This window comes from Desertibaculum subflavum, from assembly GCA_003576705.1.
Classification (GTDB): domain Bacteria; phylum Pseudomonadota; class Alphaproteobacteria; order Ferrovibrionales; family Ferrovibrionaceae; genus Desertibaculum; species Desertibaculum subflavum.
The window spans coordinates 106,374-121,510 of the sequence record QOZS01000011.1 but is presented as its reverse complement, the minus strand read 5'-3'; the positions used below and the strand labels follow the sequence as shown (position 1 = coordinate 121,510).

Annotated in this window: 18 protein-coding genes and 1 pseudogene; 16 read left to right on the top strand and 3 right to left on the bottom strand. The window is 70.7% G+C overall.

All coding sequences use genetic code 11. From position 1 onward, the window contains the following. Positions 1-118 (top strand): annotated as a pseudogene (locus tag DT074_RS07965) (IS481 family transposase); the annotation flags it as partial. On the opposite strand, the gene DT074_RS07960 reads toward DT074_RS07965, so the two are convergent. Both DT074_RS07960 and DT074_RS07955 read right to left on the bottom strand, forming a co-directional pair. After that, entirely contained in the window at positions 115-1,173 is a 1,059-nt protein-coding gene (locus tag DT074_RS07960) for an NAD(P)H-dependent flavin oxidoreductase (protein ID WP_119419297.1), read from the bottom strand. The pseudogene DT074_RS07965 and the gene DT074_RS07960 overlap by 4 nt on opposite strands. A gap of 82 nt (positions 1,174-1,255) precedes the next feature. Beyond that, positions 1,256-2,209: an ankyrin repeat domain-containing protein gene (locus DT074_RS07955; RefSeq protein ID WP_119419296.1), complete on the bottom strand. Its 954-nt coding sequence runs from the start codon at positions 2,207-2,209 to the stop codon at positions 1,256-1,258. 89 nt (positions 2,210-2,298) lie between these two features. Between DT074_RS07955 and DT074_RS07950 the strand changes: the two genes are divergently transcribed. The 11 genes from DT074_RS07950 to DT074_RS07905 all read left to right on the top strand — a co-directional run bounded on the left by DT074_RS07950 (position 2,299) and on the right by DT074_RS07905 (position 10,432). Further along, positions 2,299-3,669, top strand: coding sequence for a Vgb family protein (locus tag DT074_RS07950; protein WP_368744530.1), 1,371 nt, complete (start codon positions 2,299-2,301; stop codon positions 3,667-3,669). Continuing rightward, positions 3,651-3,926 (top strand): NHL repeat-containing protein, encoded by a 276-nt coding sequence (locus tag DT074_RS28455; protein ID WP_368744529.1) that lies wholly within the window; start codon positions 3,651-3,653, stop codon positions 3,924-3,926. Before DT074_RS07950 ends, DT074_RS28455 begins: the two co-directional genes overlap by 19 nt. A gap of 120 nt (positions 3,927-4,046) precedes the next feature. Next, positions 4,047-6,215 (top strand): MASE4 domain-containing protein, encoded by a 2,169-nt coding sequence (locus DT074_RS07945; protein WP_119419295.1) that lies wholly within the window; start codon positions 4,047-4,049, stop codon positions 6,213-6,215. Between the two features lie 103 nt (positions 6,216-6,318). Beyond that, positions 6,319-6,606 (top strand): GNAT family N-acetyltransferase, encoded by a 288-nt coding sequence (locus DT074_RS07940; RefSeq protein WP_119419294.1) that lies wholly within the window; start codon positions 6,319-6,321, stop codon positions 6,604-6,606. A gap of 251 nt (positions 6,607-6,857) precedes the next feature. Continuing rightward, positions 6,858-7,292, top strand: a complete 435-nt coding sequence (locus DT074_RS07935; RefSeq protein WP_119419293.1) for a DUF6481 family protein — start codon at positions 6,858-6,860, stop codon at positions 7,290-7,292. Positions 7,293-7,297: 5 nt separating this feature from the next. Continuing rightward, positions 7,298-7,591: a hypothetical protein gene (locus DT074_RS07930; RefSeq protein WP_368744528.1), complete on the top strand. Its 294-nt coding sequence runs from the start codon at positions 7,298-7,300 to the stop codon at positions 7,589-7,591. Next, positions 7,588-7,929: a YkgJ family cysteine cluster protein gene (locus tag DT074_RS07925; protein WP_119419292.1), complete on the top strand. Its 342-nt coding sequence runs from the start codon at positions 7,588-7,590 to the stop codon at positions 7,927-7,929. The genes DT074_RS07930 and DT074_RS07925 overlap by 4 nt, the downstream gene beginning before the upstream one ends. A gap of 3 nt (positions 7,930-7,932) precedes the next feature. Next, positions 7,933-8,352 carry a secondary thiamine-phosphate synthase enzyme YjbQ gene (locus DT074_RS07920; protein WP_119419291.1) on the top strand — a complete coding sequence of 140 codons (420 nt, stop codon included), beginning with the start codon at positions 7,933-7,935 and terminating at the stop codon, positions 8,350-8,352. 103 nt (positions 8,353-8,455) lie between these two features. After that, positions 8,456-9,298 carry a BON domain-containing protein gene (locus DT074_RS07915; RefSeq protein WP_368744526.1) on the top strand — a complete coding sequence of 281 codons (843 nt, stop codon included), beginning with the start codon at positions 8,456-8,458 and terminating at the stop codon, positions 9,296-9,298. Positions 9,299-9,402: 104 nt separating this feature from the next. Continuing rightward, entirely contained in the window at positions 9,403-9,672 is a 270-nt protein-coding gene (locus tag DT074_RS07910) for a hypothetical protein (RefSeq protein ID WP_119419289.1), read from the top strand. A gap of 28 nt (positions 9,673-9,700) precedes the next feature. Next, a complete protein-coding gene (locus tag DT074_RS07905) occupies positions 9,701-10,432 on the top strand; it encodes a hypothetical protein (protein ID WP_162914720.1) in 732 nt (243 codons plus the stop codon). 26 nt (positions 10,433-10,458) lie between these two features. Here DT074_RS07905 and DT074_RS07900 read toward each other — a convergent pair whose 3' ends face one another. Then, a complete protein-coding gene (locus tag DT074_RS07900; protein ID WP_119419287.1) occupies positions 10,459-11,070 on the bottom strand; it encodes a CGNR zinc finger domain-containing protein in 612 nt (203 codons plus the stop codon). A 187-nt stretch (positions 11,071-11,257) separates the two neighbouring features. Between DT074_RS07900 and DT074_RS07895 the strand changes: the two genes are divergently transcribed. From DT074_RS07895 to DT074_RS07880, 4 genes are all read left to right on the top strand, one after another. Next, positions 11,258-11,635: a VOC family protein gene (locus DT074_RS07895; protein WP_119419286.1), complete on the top strand. Its 378-nt coding sequence runs from the start codon at positions 11,258-11,260 to the stop codon at positions 11,633-11,635. Between the two features lie 372 nt (positions 11,636-12,007). Next, on the top strand, positions 12,008-12,883 hold the full coding sequence (gene pgeF, locus DT074_RS07890; protein WP_368744525.1) for a peptidoglycan editing factor PgeF: 876 nt from the start codon (positions 12,008-12,010) through the stop codon (positions 12,881-12,883). A gap of 18 nt (positions 12,884-12,901) precedes the next feature. Continuing rightward, positions 12,902-13,429 (top strand): glycine cleavage system transcriptional repressor, encoded by a 528-nt coding sequence (locus DT074_RS07885; RefSeq protein ID WP_119419285.1) that lies wholly within the window; start codon positions 12,902-12,904, stop codon positions 13,427-13,429. A 61-nt stretch (positions 13,430-13,490) separates the two neighbouring features. After that, positions 13,491-15,116 carry an acyl-CoA synthetase gene (locus DT074_RS07880; RefSeq protein ID WP_119419284.1) on the top strand — a complete coding sequence of 542 codons (1,626 nt, stop codon included), beginning with the start codon at positions 13,491-13,493 and terminating at the stop codon, positions 15,114-15,116. Positions 15,117-15,137: the final 21 nt, after the last annotated feature.

Here is a 15,137-nt window from a genome sequence, read left to right as displayed (position 1 = left end):
GAGGCTCAAGAGGCTCAACGGTCTCACGCCCTACGAACACATCTGCAAGACATGGGCGCACGAACCAGATCGATTCCGATACGATCCCACCCACCTCACATCGGGACTGAACACCTAGTGGGGCATGCGCGCCTGCGCCTCGGCGGCCAGCTTCTCGATCAGCTCGCCGGCCGGCATCTCGCGCATCAGCGCGACGGATTGGCCGGCCCAGAACGGCATGAAGGCGGATTGCACCTTGTCGTCGTCCACGCCCCAGATCGGCGCCAGCAGGCTCGCCTGCAGGGGAAAGGCGAGCGCGTCGGCGTCGGCGACCTCGTCGGTGAGGCGGCAGCGCAGTGCGCGGGCCGGACGTCCGGTGAAGACGCGCGTGATCCGGGTGTCCTCCGCCGTCGCGCCCAGCAGGGCCTTGCGATAGGCGGGCAGCATGGCCACTTCCGGGGTGCCGAGGAAGGCGGTCCCGATCTGCACGCCGCGGGCGCCCAGCGCGAAGGCTGCCGCGATGCCCCGCCCGTCGGCGATCCCGCCCGCCGCGATGACCGGAACCCGCACGGCATCGACGATCTGCGGCACCAGGGCGAAGGTGCCAATGGAACCGGCGCCGAGGTCGTCCGAGAAGGTGCCGCGATGTCCGCCGGCTTCGGCACCCTGCGCCACGATGATATCGGCGCCACGCCGCTCGAGGTCGCGCGCCTCGGCGACCGTCGTCGCGGAGCTGAGGATCAGCGAGCCGGCCGCCTTGATCCGTTGCACGGTCTCCGGCGCCGGCAGGCCGAACTGGAAGCTGACCACGCGCGGGCGCGCCTCCAGGACGGCCGCCAGCTGATCTTCGCTGAATGGCGGAAACAGCTCGTCAGGATCCGGCACCTGGCCGAGGTCCAGCTCCGCATAGTAGCCGGCGAGGCGGGCGCGCATGCGCTTGGTCGCGGCCGCGTCGACGGCCGGCCTGGCATGGACGAAAAAGTTGAGGTTGAAGGGACGATTGGTGGCCGCGCGGATATTGCCGATCTGCTCCCGGATCGCCTCGCCGGGCAAGGTACCGCAGCCGAGCGAGCCCAGGGCCCCTGCATTGCAGACGGCGGCGACCAGTTGCGGCGTGCTGGCGCCGCTCATCGGCGCTTGAACGATGGGGTGAGCGGTACCGAGAAGCTGCGCGACGCTGTTTTTCGGCCACATCGGAGCCCCCATGGCAGGACCCACGGCCGAATTCTACTCCCAGATCCCTGTCGTCACAAAGCCGGCGAGAGACCCGCAGCCGTCAGCGCAGTTCGACCCCGCGAGTTGCCGCCGCCTCGATGACGCGCGCGATCGCCGGCGTCTCCTCCGCCGGGCGGTCCTGGCGGGCGCGGGCAAACATGGTGGCGAAGGTTTCGCCGTCGCCGCGCGGCTCGTCGAGATCGACGCCACGGCGGATCAGCCCCTCGGCGACCTGCCAATGCTGATACGCCACGGCGTACATGGCGAGGCTCCAGTTGTCGGCGTCGCGGGCATGGATATCGGCACCGCGCGCCAGCAGCGCCTCGGCCGCATCGGCCCGGCGCAGGATCAGGCAGACGGCAAGGATGGGCGTACCCTGGCGGTCGCGCGCATCGGGATCGGCGCCCTGGTCGAGCAGGGCGGCAAAGCTCGCCGCGCTGCCGCGGAGCGCGGCGAAGATCGGCGGGTCGGCGCCCGCGGGCGCGTGGTTCGGATCGGCGCCGCCGCGCACCAGGTCCGGCGCCAGCGCCGGCAGGTAGACGACCGCCAGCTCGAACAGCGCGTTGTGCTCGGCATCCACGGCGCGCGGATCGACGCCGCCGGACGCGAGCAGACGGCGCGCCTCAGCCTCGTTGCCGGCCATGACGGCGCGGGCGAAATCGCGCGCCGGGCCGGCGGCGAAACCCTCCGCCACATCGCGCATGGAAGGCGCCGCATGACGCTCGGCGGCGTAGTCGAACGGCGCCCGCACCATGCCGTAGAGGCCGAGGACCAGCGGCGCCGCCGCAATGATCACGCCGGCGATGCGGAAGCCAGACCAGGCGAAGCCGAGCAGCGCCAGCAGGCCGGCCGCGAGCAGCGGCGCCGCCAGCATGATCGGCAGCAGCCACTTCATGCCTTCGCCCGCCGCATCGGTTCTGGGACTCAAGAATACGAACGCGATGCCGCCGGCAAAGGCGACGGCGTCCAGCGCCAGCAGGACGTAGAGCACGGTGCTGAGATGGGGCAGGGCCATCGGGCCGAGCCTAGCTCATTCCGGCGTGCTGCTGGACAGGTCAGTGCGCCTTGACCAGAATCGCGGCAATTCAAACAAGGGAGGCAACCATGCGGCATCAGCTGCCGGCCGGCATCGCCGGTTTCGCCATCGCCTTTGGTCTCGCGCTCTCGGCACAGGCCGAGCAGTGGCAGCTGAAGAAGCTGGTCCCCGGCTCGCATTTCCATGGCATTCACGGCATCAAGGTGGCGCCGGACGGCGCGCTGGTCGCGGGCTCGGTGGTCGGGCAGAGCGTCTATCGCATCGATCCCCGGAGCGGCACGGTGCGCACCCTGGTCGGTCCGCCGGAAGGCATGGCCGACGACGTCGCCTTCGCTGCCGACGGCACCATGGCCTGGACCGCCTTCCTGCTCGGCGATGTCTATTCCAAGAAGGGCGACGCGCCGTTCAGGAAGCTCGCCTCGGGGCTCCCCGGCATCAACTCGCTGGCCTGGCGGAAGGACGGCCGGCTCTACGCGACCCAGGTCTTCCTCGGCGACGCGCTCTACGAGATCGATCCCAAGGGCGAGAAGCCGGCCCGCAAGATCATGGAGGGCATGGGCGGGCTGAACAGCTTCGTGTTCGGCCCGGACGACAAGCTCTACGGCCCGCTCTGGTTCAAGGGCCAGGTGGTGCGCATCGATGTCGACACCGCGAAGATCGAAGTGGTGGCCGAGGGCTTCAAGATTCCGGCGGCGATCAAGCTGGACAGCAAGGGCGACATCTGGGTCGCCGACACCGCGCGCGGCCAGCTGGTCAAGGTCGACCGCAAGACCGGCGCCAAGAAGGTGGTGGCCTGGCTCAACACGTCGATCGACAATCTCGCCATCGGCCCGACCGACCGCGTCTTCGTCACCAACATGGCCGACAACGCGATCGAGGAGGTGAACCCGAAGACGGGTGCCGCGCGCACCATCGTCTCCGGCCGGCTCTCCATGCCGGGCGGGCTCGCCGTGGTGGCGGAGGGCGGCGCCGAGACTGTCTATGTCGCCGATCTCTTCGCCTACCGCTCCGTCGATACCGGAACCGGCAATGTGGCGACCCTGGCCCGCATGCATGCCGAAGGCACGGTGCTGGAATATCCCTTCAACGTGACGGCCAACGCGAAGCACGTCGTGCTGTCGAGCTGGTTCACCGGCACGGTGGAGATCCTCGACCGCAAGACCGGCGCCGTGATCGATATCTGGCACAACTTCAAGGCGCCGCATGACGCCGTCGAGCTGGCCGACGGCTCGGTCCTGGTGGCCGAGCTCGGCACCGGCAGCCTGGTCCAGGTGTCCGGCCGGCACGGCGACAACCGCAAGACCGTGGCCAAGGACCTCCCGGCCCCGTCGGCCTCGTGCTCGACGGCAATGCCGTCTACGTCACCGAGTCCGTGGCCGGCCTGCTCAGCCGGATCGATCTCGCGACCGGGGCGAAGACCGTGGTCGCGAAGGACCTGAAGCTGCCGGAAGGCATCGCCCGCGACGGCCAGGGCCGCCTCGTGGTGGCGGAATCCGCCGCCCGGCAGCTCACCCGCATCGACCCGAAGACCGGCAGGGCGGAGATCCTGGCCGGCAACCTGCCGATCGGCCTGAAGGGGACGCCCGGCGTGCCGCCGAGCTTCATTCCGACCGGTGTCGCGGTCGGGCCGTCCGGCACGATCTACTTCGCCTCCGACATCGAGAATGCGATCTACACGCTGACCGCCCGCCCATAGCGTTGTACAACGGATAATACATTTGTATGCTTGAATTTAACCTTTTGATATTTCTCTCTTAAAGGGCTGGTCGGCGCCCGTACCGCGGGCTGCGGACGCGTTGTTTCCCGCGGAGGCTGCATGGCCGAGGCGCGCGCGACGGATGGCCGGAGCTTCCTCACGGAACTGCCTCCCCGGCCGGGTGAGCACCGCATCGTCGTGGCGGTGGCCGCAGCCGCGCTGCTCGCCTTCCTCGCTCTGGTGCCGGTCGCGGCGCTGCCGATCGGCCGGGTCGAGGCCTTCATCCCGGCCTACCAGGCGGCGCTCGCGATCAACGATCTCGTCACCGCGATCCTGCTCTTCGGCCAGTTCAGCGTCGGCCGCCGGCGCGGCGTGCTGTGGCTCGCCAATGGCTATCTCTTCACCGCCGCGATGGTGGTGGTGCATGGCCTGAGCTTCCCCGACCTCGTCGTGCCGGGCAGCCTGATCGGCGGCGGCAGCCAGACTACCGCCTGGCTCTACATGTTCTGGCATGCCGGCCTGCCGCTCCTGGTGATCGCCGGCGCGCTCGGCGACGGCGTCCGCCTGCCGCAGGCCGGTCGCGCCATCGCCTGGAGCCTGCTCGCCGTCGCCGCCGCGGTGCTGGCGCTCAGCCAGGTGGCGACCGCGGGGCACGACTGGCTGCCGCCGATCATGCAGGGCAACCGCTACACGCCGCTGATGCTCTTCGTGGTCGGCGCCGTCTGGGCGCTCAGCGTCGGCGGGCTCGCCGCCGCCTGGACACGCCGGCGGCGCAGCGTGCTCGACCTCTGGCTGGTCGCGGTCATGGCGGCGTGGGTCGCCGATATCGGGCTCAGCGCCGTGTTCAACGCCGCGCGGTTCGATCTCGGCTTCTATGCCGGGCGCATCTTCGGGCTGTTCGCGGCGAGCTTCGTGCTGGTCGTGCTGCTGCTGGAGACGCGCCTGCTCTACACCCGCCTGGTGCGGCTCGCCGAGGCGGAGCGCGAGCGCGCCAACCGCCGTGCGGCGGCGCTGGCGCAGGCGAACCGCGCGCTGCGCGACAGCGAGGCGCGCCTGCAGGAGCTGAACGAGAGCCTCGAGCGGCGCGTTGCCGCCCGCACCGCCGAGCTGACCGCCGAGACGCTGGCGCGCGAGCACGCGCAGGAGGCTTTGCGCGAGACCCAGAAGCTCGAGGCGATCGGCCGCATCGCCGGCGGCATCGCGCACGACTTCAACAACCTGCTGACCGTGGTGCAGGGCAATGCCGGCCTGCTGCGCCGCACCCTGGCGGGCGAGCGCGACCGCGAGGCGGCGGAATCCATCCACCAGGCGGCCGAGCGCGGCGCCCGGCTGATCCGTCAGATCATGCTGTTCTCGCGCCGCCAGGCGCTGAACCCCGAGGTGATCGACCTCAATGCCCGCGCCCGCGACATGAGCGAGCTGCTGTCGCGCTCGCTGCGCGGCGACATCCGCCTGCTGGTCGACCTGCCGGCCGGGCTCTGGCCGGTCGAATGCGACGCGACCGAGCTCGATCTCGCTTTGATGAACCTCTGCGTCAACGCGCGCGACGCCATGCCCGGGGGCGGGCTCGTGCGCCTCGTTGCCGAGAACCGGGTGATCGATGCCGACGAGGCCGAGAGCCTGCAGATCGCCGGCGCCTTCGTCGCGCTCAGCGTCGCCGATACCGGCAGCGGCATCGCGCCGGAGAACCTCGCCCGCGTGTTCGAGCCTTACTTCACCACCAAGCAGGCGGGCGAGGGCACCGGGCTCGGCCTCAGCCAGGTCTACGGCTTCGCCCAGGCCGCCGGCGGCCGCGCGCTGATCGCGAGCGAGCTCGGCCAGGGCACCCGGGTCACGCTCTACCTGCCGCGCGCCGCCCGCGCCGCCGGCGCGGCCGAGCCGGAAGCCGCGGCCCTGCCTTCCGGCGGCAGCGGCACGGTGCTGCTGATCGAGGATGACGAGGCGGTCGCCAAGGTGATCGTCGCCATGCTGCAGATGATCGGCTACGCGGCGCATCACGTGCGCGACGCCCGCACGGCGCTCGCCCTGCTGCTCGGCGGCCAGCGCTTCGATCTCGTCTTCTCCGACATCATGATGCCCGGCGGCATGAGCGGCCTCGACCTCGCCCGTCGCGTGCGCCAGCACTTCCCCGACCTGCCGATCCTGCTCGCCAGCGGCTACAACCGCGCCGCCGTCGAGGTCGACCGCGAAGGCTTCAGCCTGCTCGCCAAGCCGTTCCGCGCCGATGCCCTGGCCGATGCGGTGCGCGAGGCGGTGACCCGGCATGGCCGCAACAGCCGCAGCGCCTGATCCGCGCGCCGGGCGGCTGCGACACCGCGGCCGGTGGGCAGGGCAGCGTTTCGTGCCTAGACTGCCGGCGGAACCAGCAGCGGATCAGCGAGTTGCCTTAACCATGCCAGATGCCGCGACCGACACCGTCACCGACAATCCGGCCAGGAGCCGCTACGAGCTCGCAGTCGACGGCCGCATCGTGTTCGGCAACTACCGGCGCGACGGCGACCGCCTCGTCATTACCCATGTGGAGGCGCCGCCGGCCTTGCGCGGCACCGGCGCGGCCTCGCGCTTCATGGCCGGGCTGATGCAGGTGGCGCGGCGCGAGGGGCTCAGGCTGGTGCCGCGCTGCGGCTATGCCGCCTCGTGGATCGAGGCGCATCGCGAGCATCACGACCTGCTTGCCTGATCGCCGCCCGATCGCCGCTTGGCGCAAGTGTTGCTACGCCGCACCGGCAGGGCTGGTTTGTGCCGGTGCGCCTTGCCAAGGCCGCAATCGGGCCATAGCTTCCCGGCCAGTCGAGTTTTGGTCGGATACCCGGGCTCGCCCGCGCTTTGCGCAACGCGGCCCGCCCCAAACATCGATGAGACACCGCCCGCCGGGCTGCCTCGGGGCACGCCCGTTGGGCATTGGTACTGCAACAGGGGATTGAGAGCCGCTTGAAGAACGACACTTTCGACGAACGTCAGAACGCCGCCGCCGCCGCCAAGCGCGCCATGATCGAGCGCTTCCGCGGGGCCATCAACGACCCCAGCATCGCCGCGAAGCAGGCCGAGCGCGCCGCCATCGCCGCCGCGCGCGAACAGCGCCAGGCCGAGAAGCGCGCCGCCCGCGAGGCGGAGCTGAAGCGCCTAGCCGACGCCGCCGCCCGCCTCGCCGCGGAAGAGGCCGCCCGCAAGGCGGCCGAGGAAGCCGCGGCCAAGGCCGAGGCGGAGCGCCTCGCCGCCGAGCAGGCCGCCGAGGAGGCGCGCCGCCTCGAGGAAGCGCGCCGCGATGCCGAGCTCACCGCGGCCGCCGAGGCGGTGATGCGGGAGGGCCAGAAGGCCAAGCGCGACGCCCGCTACGCCGCCCGCAAGGCGCGGAGGGCGCGCTAGGGACGATGGCACGCCGGCCAGGCCACGATCTCACGATCTTCCGGGACTGGTTCGGCTTTTCCGTTGACGCGTTGCGTCTCGGTCTGGAGATGCAGCAGGTGATCGGGCTCCGGCTGCTCAAGGTGGCGGCCGGCGGCGCCGCGGCCGAGGCGGAGATGACCCGCATGGTGATGGAGAAGGCGGCTGCCTTCGCCGAGGCGGGCGCGACGCTCGCCACCGGCGGCACGCCGAACCGCGTGGTGCGCCGCCTGCGCAGCCATGTGCGCGCCAACCAGCGCCGCCTGACCCGGAAGAAATGACGGCCGGCGCGACGCCGGCCGCCGCCGATCCCTGCCGGGCCTGCGGCGCCTGTTGCGCCTATGCCGCTGACTGGCCGCGCTTCACGCTCGAGGACGACGCGGCGCTCGCCCGCATTCCACCCGCCTATGTCGATGCGCGCGGCACCGGCATGCGCTGCCTGGGCGATCGCTGCGCGGCGCTCGACGGCGAGGTCGGCCGCGCCACTTCCTGCGCCGTGTACGAGCTGCGCCCGGATGTCTGCCGCGCCTGCCTGCCCGGTGACGAGGCCTGCACCATCGCCCGGACCCGTTTCGGCCTTGCGGCCCTGGACCCGCCGGCGGCCAACCCCCATCTCTGAGCCATGCGCCAGGTGCTGGAGACGTTCAGCTTCCGCACGCGCGGGCCCGGCTTCACCGACATCACGCCCGAGCTCGCGCGCTTCGTCGCCGCCAGCGGCATCGGCCGCGGCCTGCTCACCCTGTTCGTCCGCCACACCTCGGCCTCGCTGCTGGTGCAGGAGAATGCCGATCCCAAGGTGCTCGACGATCTGCAGGGCTTCTTCACGCGCCTCGCGCCCGAGGGCGACCCGCGCTACACCCATGTCGAGGAAGGCCCGGACGACATGCCGAGCCATATCCGCGCCGCGCTGACCCAGACCCAACTGGGCATCCCGGTCGATGCCGGCCGCCTGCCGCTCGGCACCTGGCAGGCGATCTACCTGTTCGAGCATCGCACCGGCGGCCGCCACCGCGAGATCGTCGCCCATCTGATCGGCGAATAGGACGGCAGCGCGGATCGGCCCGGAACATCATCCGGCGCCGGCACGTTATGCCCGCAACCGCACCGGCTTGCGGTGCGGGATCTCCCGCGTGATGGAGGAAGCGATGGCCCCGGCGCCCGGCAACCGCGAAGACCGCATGCCGCACGACGATTTCTATCCGGACGAGCGCGATCGCCGGCAGGGCCTGGACGAACGCGGGCGCCACGGCAGCGCGCCGCGCCGCGCGGCCGAACGCGACTGGGATGCGCGCGACGAGGAACGCATGCGCCGCGCCCAGGCGGATTTCGACTACGGCGGCGAGGGCGAGCCGGGCGCGTGGGACGAGCAGCTCGGCGGCTATCGCTATGCGCGCCGCGACTATCCGGAAGAGCGCTACGCCGCGCGCTCCGGACAGCGGCGCGACTACGGCCCGCGCCGCTATCGGCCGCACGGGGGCGAGGAGACCACCGGCCGCGACTATGCCGGCGCGATCAGTCCGGGCTATGCGGCGCGCGGCTACGAGCCGCCGCAGCAAGGCGAGCGCGGCCTGTACCGGGATCCCGGCTTCCGCGATCCGGCCTGGTCCGGCGCCGCCGGCACGCTCGGGCCCGGGCGAGAGGAGTACGGCCGGCCCGACCATCGCGGCCGCGGGCCCGCCGGCTATCGCCGCTCCGACGAGCGCATCCGCGAGGATGTGAACGACGGCCTGACCGAAGACCCCTATCTCGACGCCACCCATATCCGGGTGCAGGTGCAGGATTGCGAGGTCACGCTCGACGGCACCGTCGACACCCGCTACGCCAAGCGCCGCGCCGAGCGGGTGGTGGAGGGCGTCACCGGCGTCACCCACGTACAGAACAACCTGCGGGTCCGCGATGCTTCGCAAGCCGCGCTGGAGCAGAGCCAGAGCGAGGCGGCGAACCAGCACGCCGCGATGAAATCGGAGATCGGCAAGAAGACGCGCTGATCGAACGCCCCAGGCGCGTCGTCTCCTGGCGGTCCCTGAAATGTCTTGCCCGCGTAACGACGGGTGGGCAAAATTTGGGGGCTAGGGTTCAAGGGGCGTGCAAGATGGGCAAGCAGGAAGCTGGCGCCGCGCGCGCGGCGATGTTCCCCGCGCAGGCCGCACCCGAAATCTACTCACCCGCCGCGTGGTATCCGGAGCGGCTTCTGGTCGCGCCGGATCTCTGTGCCGAGTTCCTCGACCAGAGCGGTATCGTCGTCATCACCGCCGGCCCCATGACCATCATGCTGGGCGAGCGCTTCGCGACGCGCGCCACCGCCTACCAGGCCGCCGAAAGCTTCTGCCGCAAGTATCGCCTGCTCAAGGGACTGAATTGAATTCGTGATCTGCGCGAGGGAGGATTGGATGCGTATGGCGAAACATCCAGCCCTTCTGGCCTTGACCATCGCGCTGTCGATGGCGCCGGTTTTCTCGGCGCAGGCGATCGTGGCGGGCGAGGTCGATACTTTCACTTCCGGGACCACCGAAAATTGGTTCGCCGGCGGGGCGCTCGGCTCCGTGCCGCCGGTCCCGCCGGGCGTCAGTGCCGGCGGCCCGGGCGGCGCCGGCGACAATTTCCTGTTGATGACCGGCATTGGCATTGGCGGCGGCGGCGCGGGCTCTCGGCTGGTCGCGATGAACGCGACGCAATGGTCCGGGAACTACACGGCCGCCGGCATTACCGGCATTGCCATGGACCTGCGCAATTTCGGCGCCGTGGACCTCAGCATTCGCCTGCTGCTGGAGGACCCCATTCCGGGGCCGCCGGCGAACCAGGCGGTCACCAGCTTCGCCGCCCTGCTTCCGGCCGGCGGCGGCTGGACCAGCGTGGTGTTCCCCGTCGCAGCGGCCGATCTCACCGCCCTGCTCGGCGACGTGACGGCGCTGCTCACCGACGTGACCGTTCTCCGCCTCTTCCACGGCACCGGTGCGGCCTTCCCCGGCGAGGCCATCGCGGGACAGCTCGGCGTCGACAACATCCGCGCTATCGGCACCGGCGGCAGCGTGGCCGTGGCCGAGCCGGCAGGTCTGGTGGTGCTCGTTGCGGGGCTCGGCATGGTCGGGATGTTGCGGAACCGACAACGCAGCGCCAACTGACGCCTCGCGCCTGCATTAGCCCAACCTCACTTCCCCTTCACCCGCGCGTAGTGCCGTTTCGCCTTGGCGCGGTTGCCGCAACTCGACATGTCGCACCAGCGGCGCGTGCCGCTCTTGCTGTCGTCGACGAACAGCCACAGGCACTGGTCGTTGGCGCAGCGGCGGATGCGGCGGCCCTCGGCCTGCAGCATCAGGTCGCCGGCCGACCACAGCACCGGTGCGAGCAGCGCCGGCGCCGCCGCCTCGCCTTCCAGGCGGCCGATATCGACCTCCCAGGCATAGCCGCCATCGGCGCGGGCGAGGCGCGAGCGCGCCGGCGCCGCGGCCAGCGCCTGCGCGAGCACGGCGAAATCCGCATCCGCCACCGCACGCCCTTCGGCGACCGCGCTGAAGATCCGATAGATCGCCTCGCGCAGGCGCGTCGCCTCGGCGAGCAGCGCCTCGCCGCGTTGCGGCGCCGCCTTGATCGCCTCCGCCAGGCCGTCGAGCGCCGTCTCGGCGAGGCCGCCTCGCTTGCCGATCCAGGCGATCAGGTCGGCCGGCGCCTTCAGGTCCTCGGTCGGGTTCGCCCGGCCGCGCCAGCCGCGCGTGTTGGCGAAGTCGAGGCAGAGGCCGTCCGGCGGGGCGGCGATCAGCATGCGGTCGGCGGCCGCGCCGCCCCTGGGCTTCGCGTCATCGGGGGAATCGCGTCATCGCAGAGAGCCTACCATGACCATCAAATATAACCATTAAGCCGGTTGACAACAGATGGGCGCCGCGACACTCTCTGTCAACCGGCTTGATGGTTAGAAATGCCCGGCCGGCCGCGAACCCAGGAGAAGGCTCATGCTCAATCATGTCTCGATCGGCGTGCGCGACATCGCGCGTACCCGCAAGTTCTACGACGCGGCGCTCAAGCCGCTCGGCTACAAGGTGGTGAGCGAGGGCGAGGGCTTCCTCGGCTATGGCAAGGAGGCGGTGGCCTTCTGGATCAGCCAGACCAAGAGCCCGGTGGCGCCGGAACTGACCTCCGGCCTGCATTTCTGCTTCGACGCGCCGAGCCGCAAGGGCGTGGACGGCTTCCATGCCGCGGCGCTGGCCGCCGGCGGCAAGGACAACGGCAAGCCCGGCCTGCGCCCGGATTACGGCGCCGATTACTACGCCGGCTTCGCCATCGACCCGGACGGTTACCGGGTCGAGGCCTATTGCGGCAAGGCCAAGTGATTGACGGCAGGTGGCTCTGATATTGCTCCTTGAGCAAAAAAAATGGTAAGCTTCCGGTCGGAACTGCAAGGAGGTCCTGCCGGAACAGATACGCCGCGGAACAGATGCGCCGCTTGCTCTCGACGTCATGCGCGGGCTTGTCCCGCGCATCCACGCCTCGCCGCCGGCACGGGCGGATGGCCGTGGGTCCCCGGGACAAGCCCGGGGACGACGGCCCCAGAGGGAACAGATGCGCCGCGGAACAGATGCGCCGCCCGGAACCCTCACGCGCGGTGCGGGAGAGGGAGAAAGGGAACAGGTACGCCGCGGAACAGATGCGCCGCCCGCCGGCTCCCTGCCCCGGCGCGGGCGGGGAAAAGGGTGGCGGAACGGATGCGCCGCGGAACAATCGTGCCGGTCATGGTTGACCGGCGCGACGTGGCGTCGCAGCTTGCGCGGATGGAACTTGCCTCGCCCGCCAACTCGAACGACGCCGCGCCGCCGGCGCTGTGCACCAGCGTGCTGGCGGTGCCGGGCATCGCGCACGGCTTCTTCGGCCGCGGCGGCGGGGTGTCCGCCGGCGTCTATGCCTCGCTCAATTGCGGCCCCGGCTCGAAGGACGATCCGGCCGCGGTGGCGGAGAACCGCGCCCGGGTGACCGCGGCACTCGGCCTCGGGCCGGACCGGCTCACCACCGGCTGGCAGGTGCACGGGGCCGGGGTCGCGGTGGTGACCGAGCCGGTGCCGATGGATCGCCGGCCCAAGGTCGACGGCCTCGTGACCGATCGGCCCGGCCTTGCGCTCGGCATCCTGACCGCCGATTGCGTGCCGGTGCTGCTGGCCGACCGCGAGGCGCGCGTCATCGGCGCGCTGCATGCCGGCTGGAAGGGGGCGCTCGCCGGCATCGTCGCCGCGACGGTCGAGGCGATGCAGCGGCTCGGCGCCCGGCGCGACCGCATCGCCGCCGCCATCGGCCCGGCGATCCGCCAGGATTCCTACGAGGTCGGGCTCGACCTGATGCGCGCCTACAACGAGGCCGATCCTACCAATATCCGCTTCTTCGCGCCGTCGATGCGGGCGCGGCATTTCCAGTTCGACCTCACCGGCTATGTCGCGGCCCGGCTGGCGCTCGCCGGCGTGGAGCGGGTCGAGGATACCGGCGCCGATACCCGCGACGACCCGGAGCGGTTCTTCTCCTATCGCCGCACCACGCTCGCCGGCGAGCCGGATTACGGCCGCCAACTCTCCGTCATCGCGCTGACGGAGTAGGACCGAGAGGAGGCCAGAATGCCGGTCGACCTGCTCGTCACCGTGCTCGGGACCGACCGGGTCGGCGTGGTGGCCCAGCTCGCCGGCCGGCTCTACGAGCAGGGCGGCAATCTCGGCGATGTCGCCTTCACCGTGCTGGGCGCAAGCTTCGAGCTCTCGGCCGCGGTCGAGATGCCGGACGGCACCGAGGCCTCCGGCCTGCAGCGCGACCTCGCCTCCCTGCCGGCGCTGGCCGGCGCCACGGTGGCGGTGCATCCCTTCAAGGTCGGCGCCCGGCACGGCGAGAGCGGCCGCGTCACCCACCGGCTGCAGCTCTCGGGCCTCGACCAGCCCGGCCTGATCGCCCGCATCGCCGAGGCGCTGGCCGAATACGGTGCCAATATCGTGCGCCTCACCGCCGAGCGGCTGATCGAGGGCGCCGGGGCGAGCTACATCGTCCGCTTCGACGTCGCCATTCCGCTCGCCCGCGCGCCGGCCTGCCTCGCCGCCCTCGACAACACCGCGGCCCAGCTGCAGATGAGCTTCCACTACGAGACCGCGCGGTGAATTGCCGCGGCGCGCCGCACGTCCTACCGTGCCGGCAAATCCGTTCGTGACGAGGCGTGGCATGGCCAATCCCTACGAAACCGATCTGCCGAAGACGCAAGCGAACTTCACGGCGATGTCGCCGCTGTCGCTGATCGCGCGCACCGCGGCGGTCTATCCGGACTATCCCTCGGTCGTGCACGGCAGCCGCCGCTTCACCTGGGCCGAGACCTATGCCCGCTGCCGCCGGCTGGGCTCGGCGCTGGCGAAGCAGGGCATCCGGTCCGGCGACACCGTCGCGGTGGTCGCCACCAACATTCCGGCGCATTACGAGGCGCATTTCGGCGTCGCCATGGCGGGCGGCGTGCTGAACGCCATCAACACCCGGCTCGACGCAGCGGCCATCGCCTTCATCTTCGACCACGGCGAGGCCAAGGTGGTGCTGGTCGACCGCGAGCTCTCCGGTGTGGTCAAGGCGGCGCTGACGCAGTGCCAGACGAAGCCCTTCGTCGTCGATATCGACGACGAGACCTATACGGGCCCGGGCGAGCGCATCGGCGGCATCGAGTACGAGGCCTTCATCGCCGCCGGCGATCCGGATTTCGCCTGGGAGCTGCCGGCGGACGAGTGGAACGCCATCTCGCTCAACTACACCTCGGGCACAACCGGCAATCCCAAGGGCGTCGTCTATCACCACCGCGGCGCCTATCTGAACGCGGTCGGCAACGCGGTGGAGTGGGGGATGGGCCGCTTCCCGGTCTATCTCTGGACCCTGCCGATGTTCCACTGCAACGGCTGGTGTTTCCCCTGGACCGTGGCGGCGATGGCCGGCGTCAACGTCTGCCTGCGCCGGGTCGATCCGGCGATGATCTACGAGCTGATCCGGACCGAGGGGGTCACGCATTTCTGTGGCGCGCCGACCGTGCTGACCATGCTGATCAACGCCGATCCGAAGCTGAAGGACGGCCTGAAGCGCGGCGTCAAGGTCACCACCGCCGGCGCCGCGCCGCCCGCCGCCGTCATTCAGTCGATGGAGGAGATGGGCTTCGAGATCAACCACGTCTACGGCCTGACCGAGACCTATGGCCCGGCTGTGGTCTCGGCCTGGCACTCGGCCTGGGACCCGCTGTCGCTCGGCGAGCGGGCGCGGCTCCGGGCGCGCCAGGGCGTGCGCTACGGCATGCTGGAAGGGCTGACGGTAAAGGACCCGGAGACGATGCAAGACGTGCCGGCGGATGCCCAGACGATGGGCGAGATCATGTTCCGCGGCAATCTCGTCATGAAGGGCTATCTGAAGAACCGGAAGGCGACCGAGGAGGCCCTGGGCGGCGGCTGGTTCCATTCCGGCGACCTCGCCGTGATGCACCCGGACGGCTATATCGAGATCCGCGACCGCTCCAAGGACATCATCATCTCCGGCGGCGAGAACATCTCGACCCTGGAGGTGGAGAGCGTGCTCTATCGCCACCCCGCGGTGCTGGAAGCGGCCGTGGTGGCGCGGCCGGATGCGAAATGGGGCGAGACGCCCTGCGCCTTCATCACCTTGAAGAACGGCGCCTCCGCGACCGACAAGGAGATCATCGCCTTCTGCCGCGACAACCTCGCGCATTTCAAGTGCCCGAAGACGGTGGTGTTCACCGACCTGCCGAAGACCTCGACCGGCAAGATCCAGAAGTTCGTGCTGCGCGACAAGGCCCGGGCTCTCTAGGGGCGCTGTGACGCCGGGGCC

Excerpts from the sequence above, each read along its gene's own strand:
- DT074_RS07960 (WP_119419297.1), bottom strand. The coding sequence starts at position 1,173 with ATGTGGCCGAAAAACAGCGTCGCGCAGCTTCTCGGTACCGCTCACCCC.
- DT074_RS07955 (WP_119419296.1), bottom strand. The coding sequence starts at position 2,209 with ATGGCCCTGCCCCATCTCAGCACCGTGCTCTACGTCCTGCTGGCGCTG.
- DT074_RS07950 (WP_368744530.1), top strand. The coding sequence starts at position 2,299 with ATGCGGCATCAGCTGCCGGCCGGCATCGCCGGTTTCGCCATCGCCTTT.
- DT074_RS07945 (WP_119419295.1), top strand. The coding sequence starts at position 4,047 with ATGGCCGAGGCGCGCGCGACGGATGGCCGGAGCTTCCTCACGGAACTG.
- DT074_RS07940 (WP_119419294.1), top strand. The coding sequence starts at position 6,319 with ATGCCAGATGCCGCGACCGACACCGTCACCGACAATCCGGCCAGGAGC.
- DT074_RS07930 (WP_368744528.1), top strand. The coding sequence starts at position 7,298 with ATGGCACGCCGGCCAGGCCACGATCTCACGATCTTCCGGGACTGGTTC.
- DT074_RS07925 (WP_119419292.1), top strand. The coding sequence starts at position 7,588 with ATGACGGCCGGCGCGACGCCGGCCGCCGCCGATCCCTGCCGGGCCTGC.
- DT074_RS07920 (WP_119419291.1), top strand. The coding sequence starts at position 7,933 with ATGCGCCAGGTGCTGGAGACGTTCAGCTTCCGCACGCGCGGGCCCGGC.
- DT074_RS07915 (WP_368744526.1), top strand. The coding sequence starts at position 8,456 with ATGGCCCCGGCGCCCGGCAACCGCGAAGACCGCATGCCGCACGACGAT.
- DT074_RS07910 (WP_119419289.1), top strand. The coding sequence starts at position 9,403 with ATGGGCAAGCAGGAAGCTGGCGCCGCGCGCGCGGCGATGTTCCCCGCG.
- DT074_RS07905 (WP_162914720.1), top strand. The coding sequence starts at position 9,701 with ATGCGTATGGCGAAACATCCAGCCCTTCTGGCCTTGACCATCGCGCTG.
- DT074_RS07900 (WP_119419287.1), bottom strand. The coding sequence starts at position 11,070 with ATGCTGATCGCCGCCCCGCCGGACGGCCTCTGCCTCGACTTCGCCAAC.
- DT074_RS07895 (WP_119419286.1), top strand. The coding sequence starts at position 11,258 with ATGCTCAATCATGTCTCGATCGGCGTGCGCGACATCGCGCGTACCCGC.
- pgeF (WP_368744525.1), top strand. The coding sequence starts at position 12,008 with ATGCGCCGCGGAACAATCGTGCCGGTCATGGTTGACCGGCGCGACGTG.
- DT074_RS07885 (WP_119419285.1), top strand. The coding sequence starts at position 12,902 with ATGCCGGTCGACCTGCTCGTCACCGTGCTCGGGACCGACCGGGTCGGC.
- DT074_RS07880 (WP_119419284.1), top strand. The coding sequence starts at position 13,491 with ATGGCCAATCCCTACGAAACCGATCTGCCGAAGACGCAAGCGAACTTC.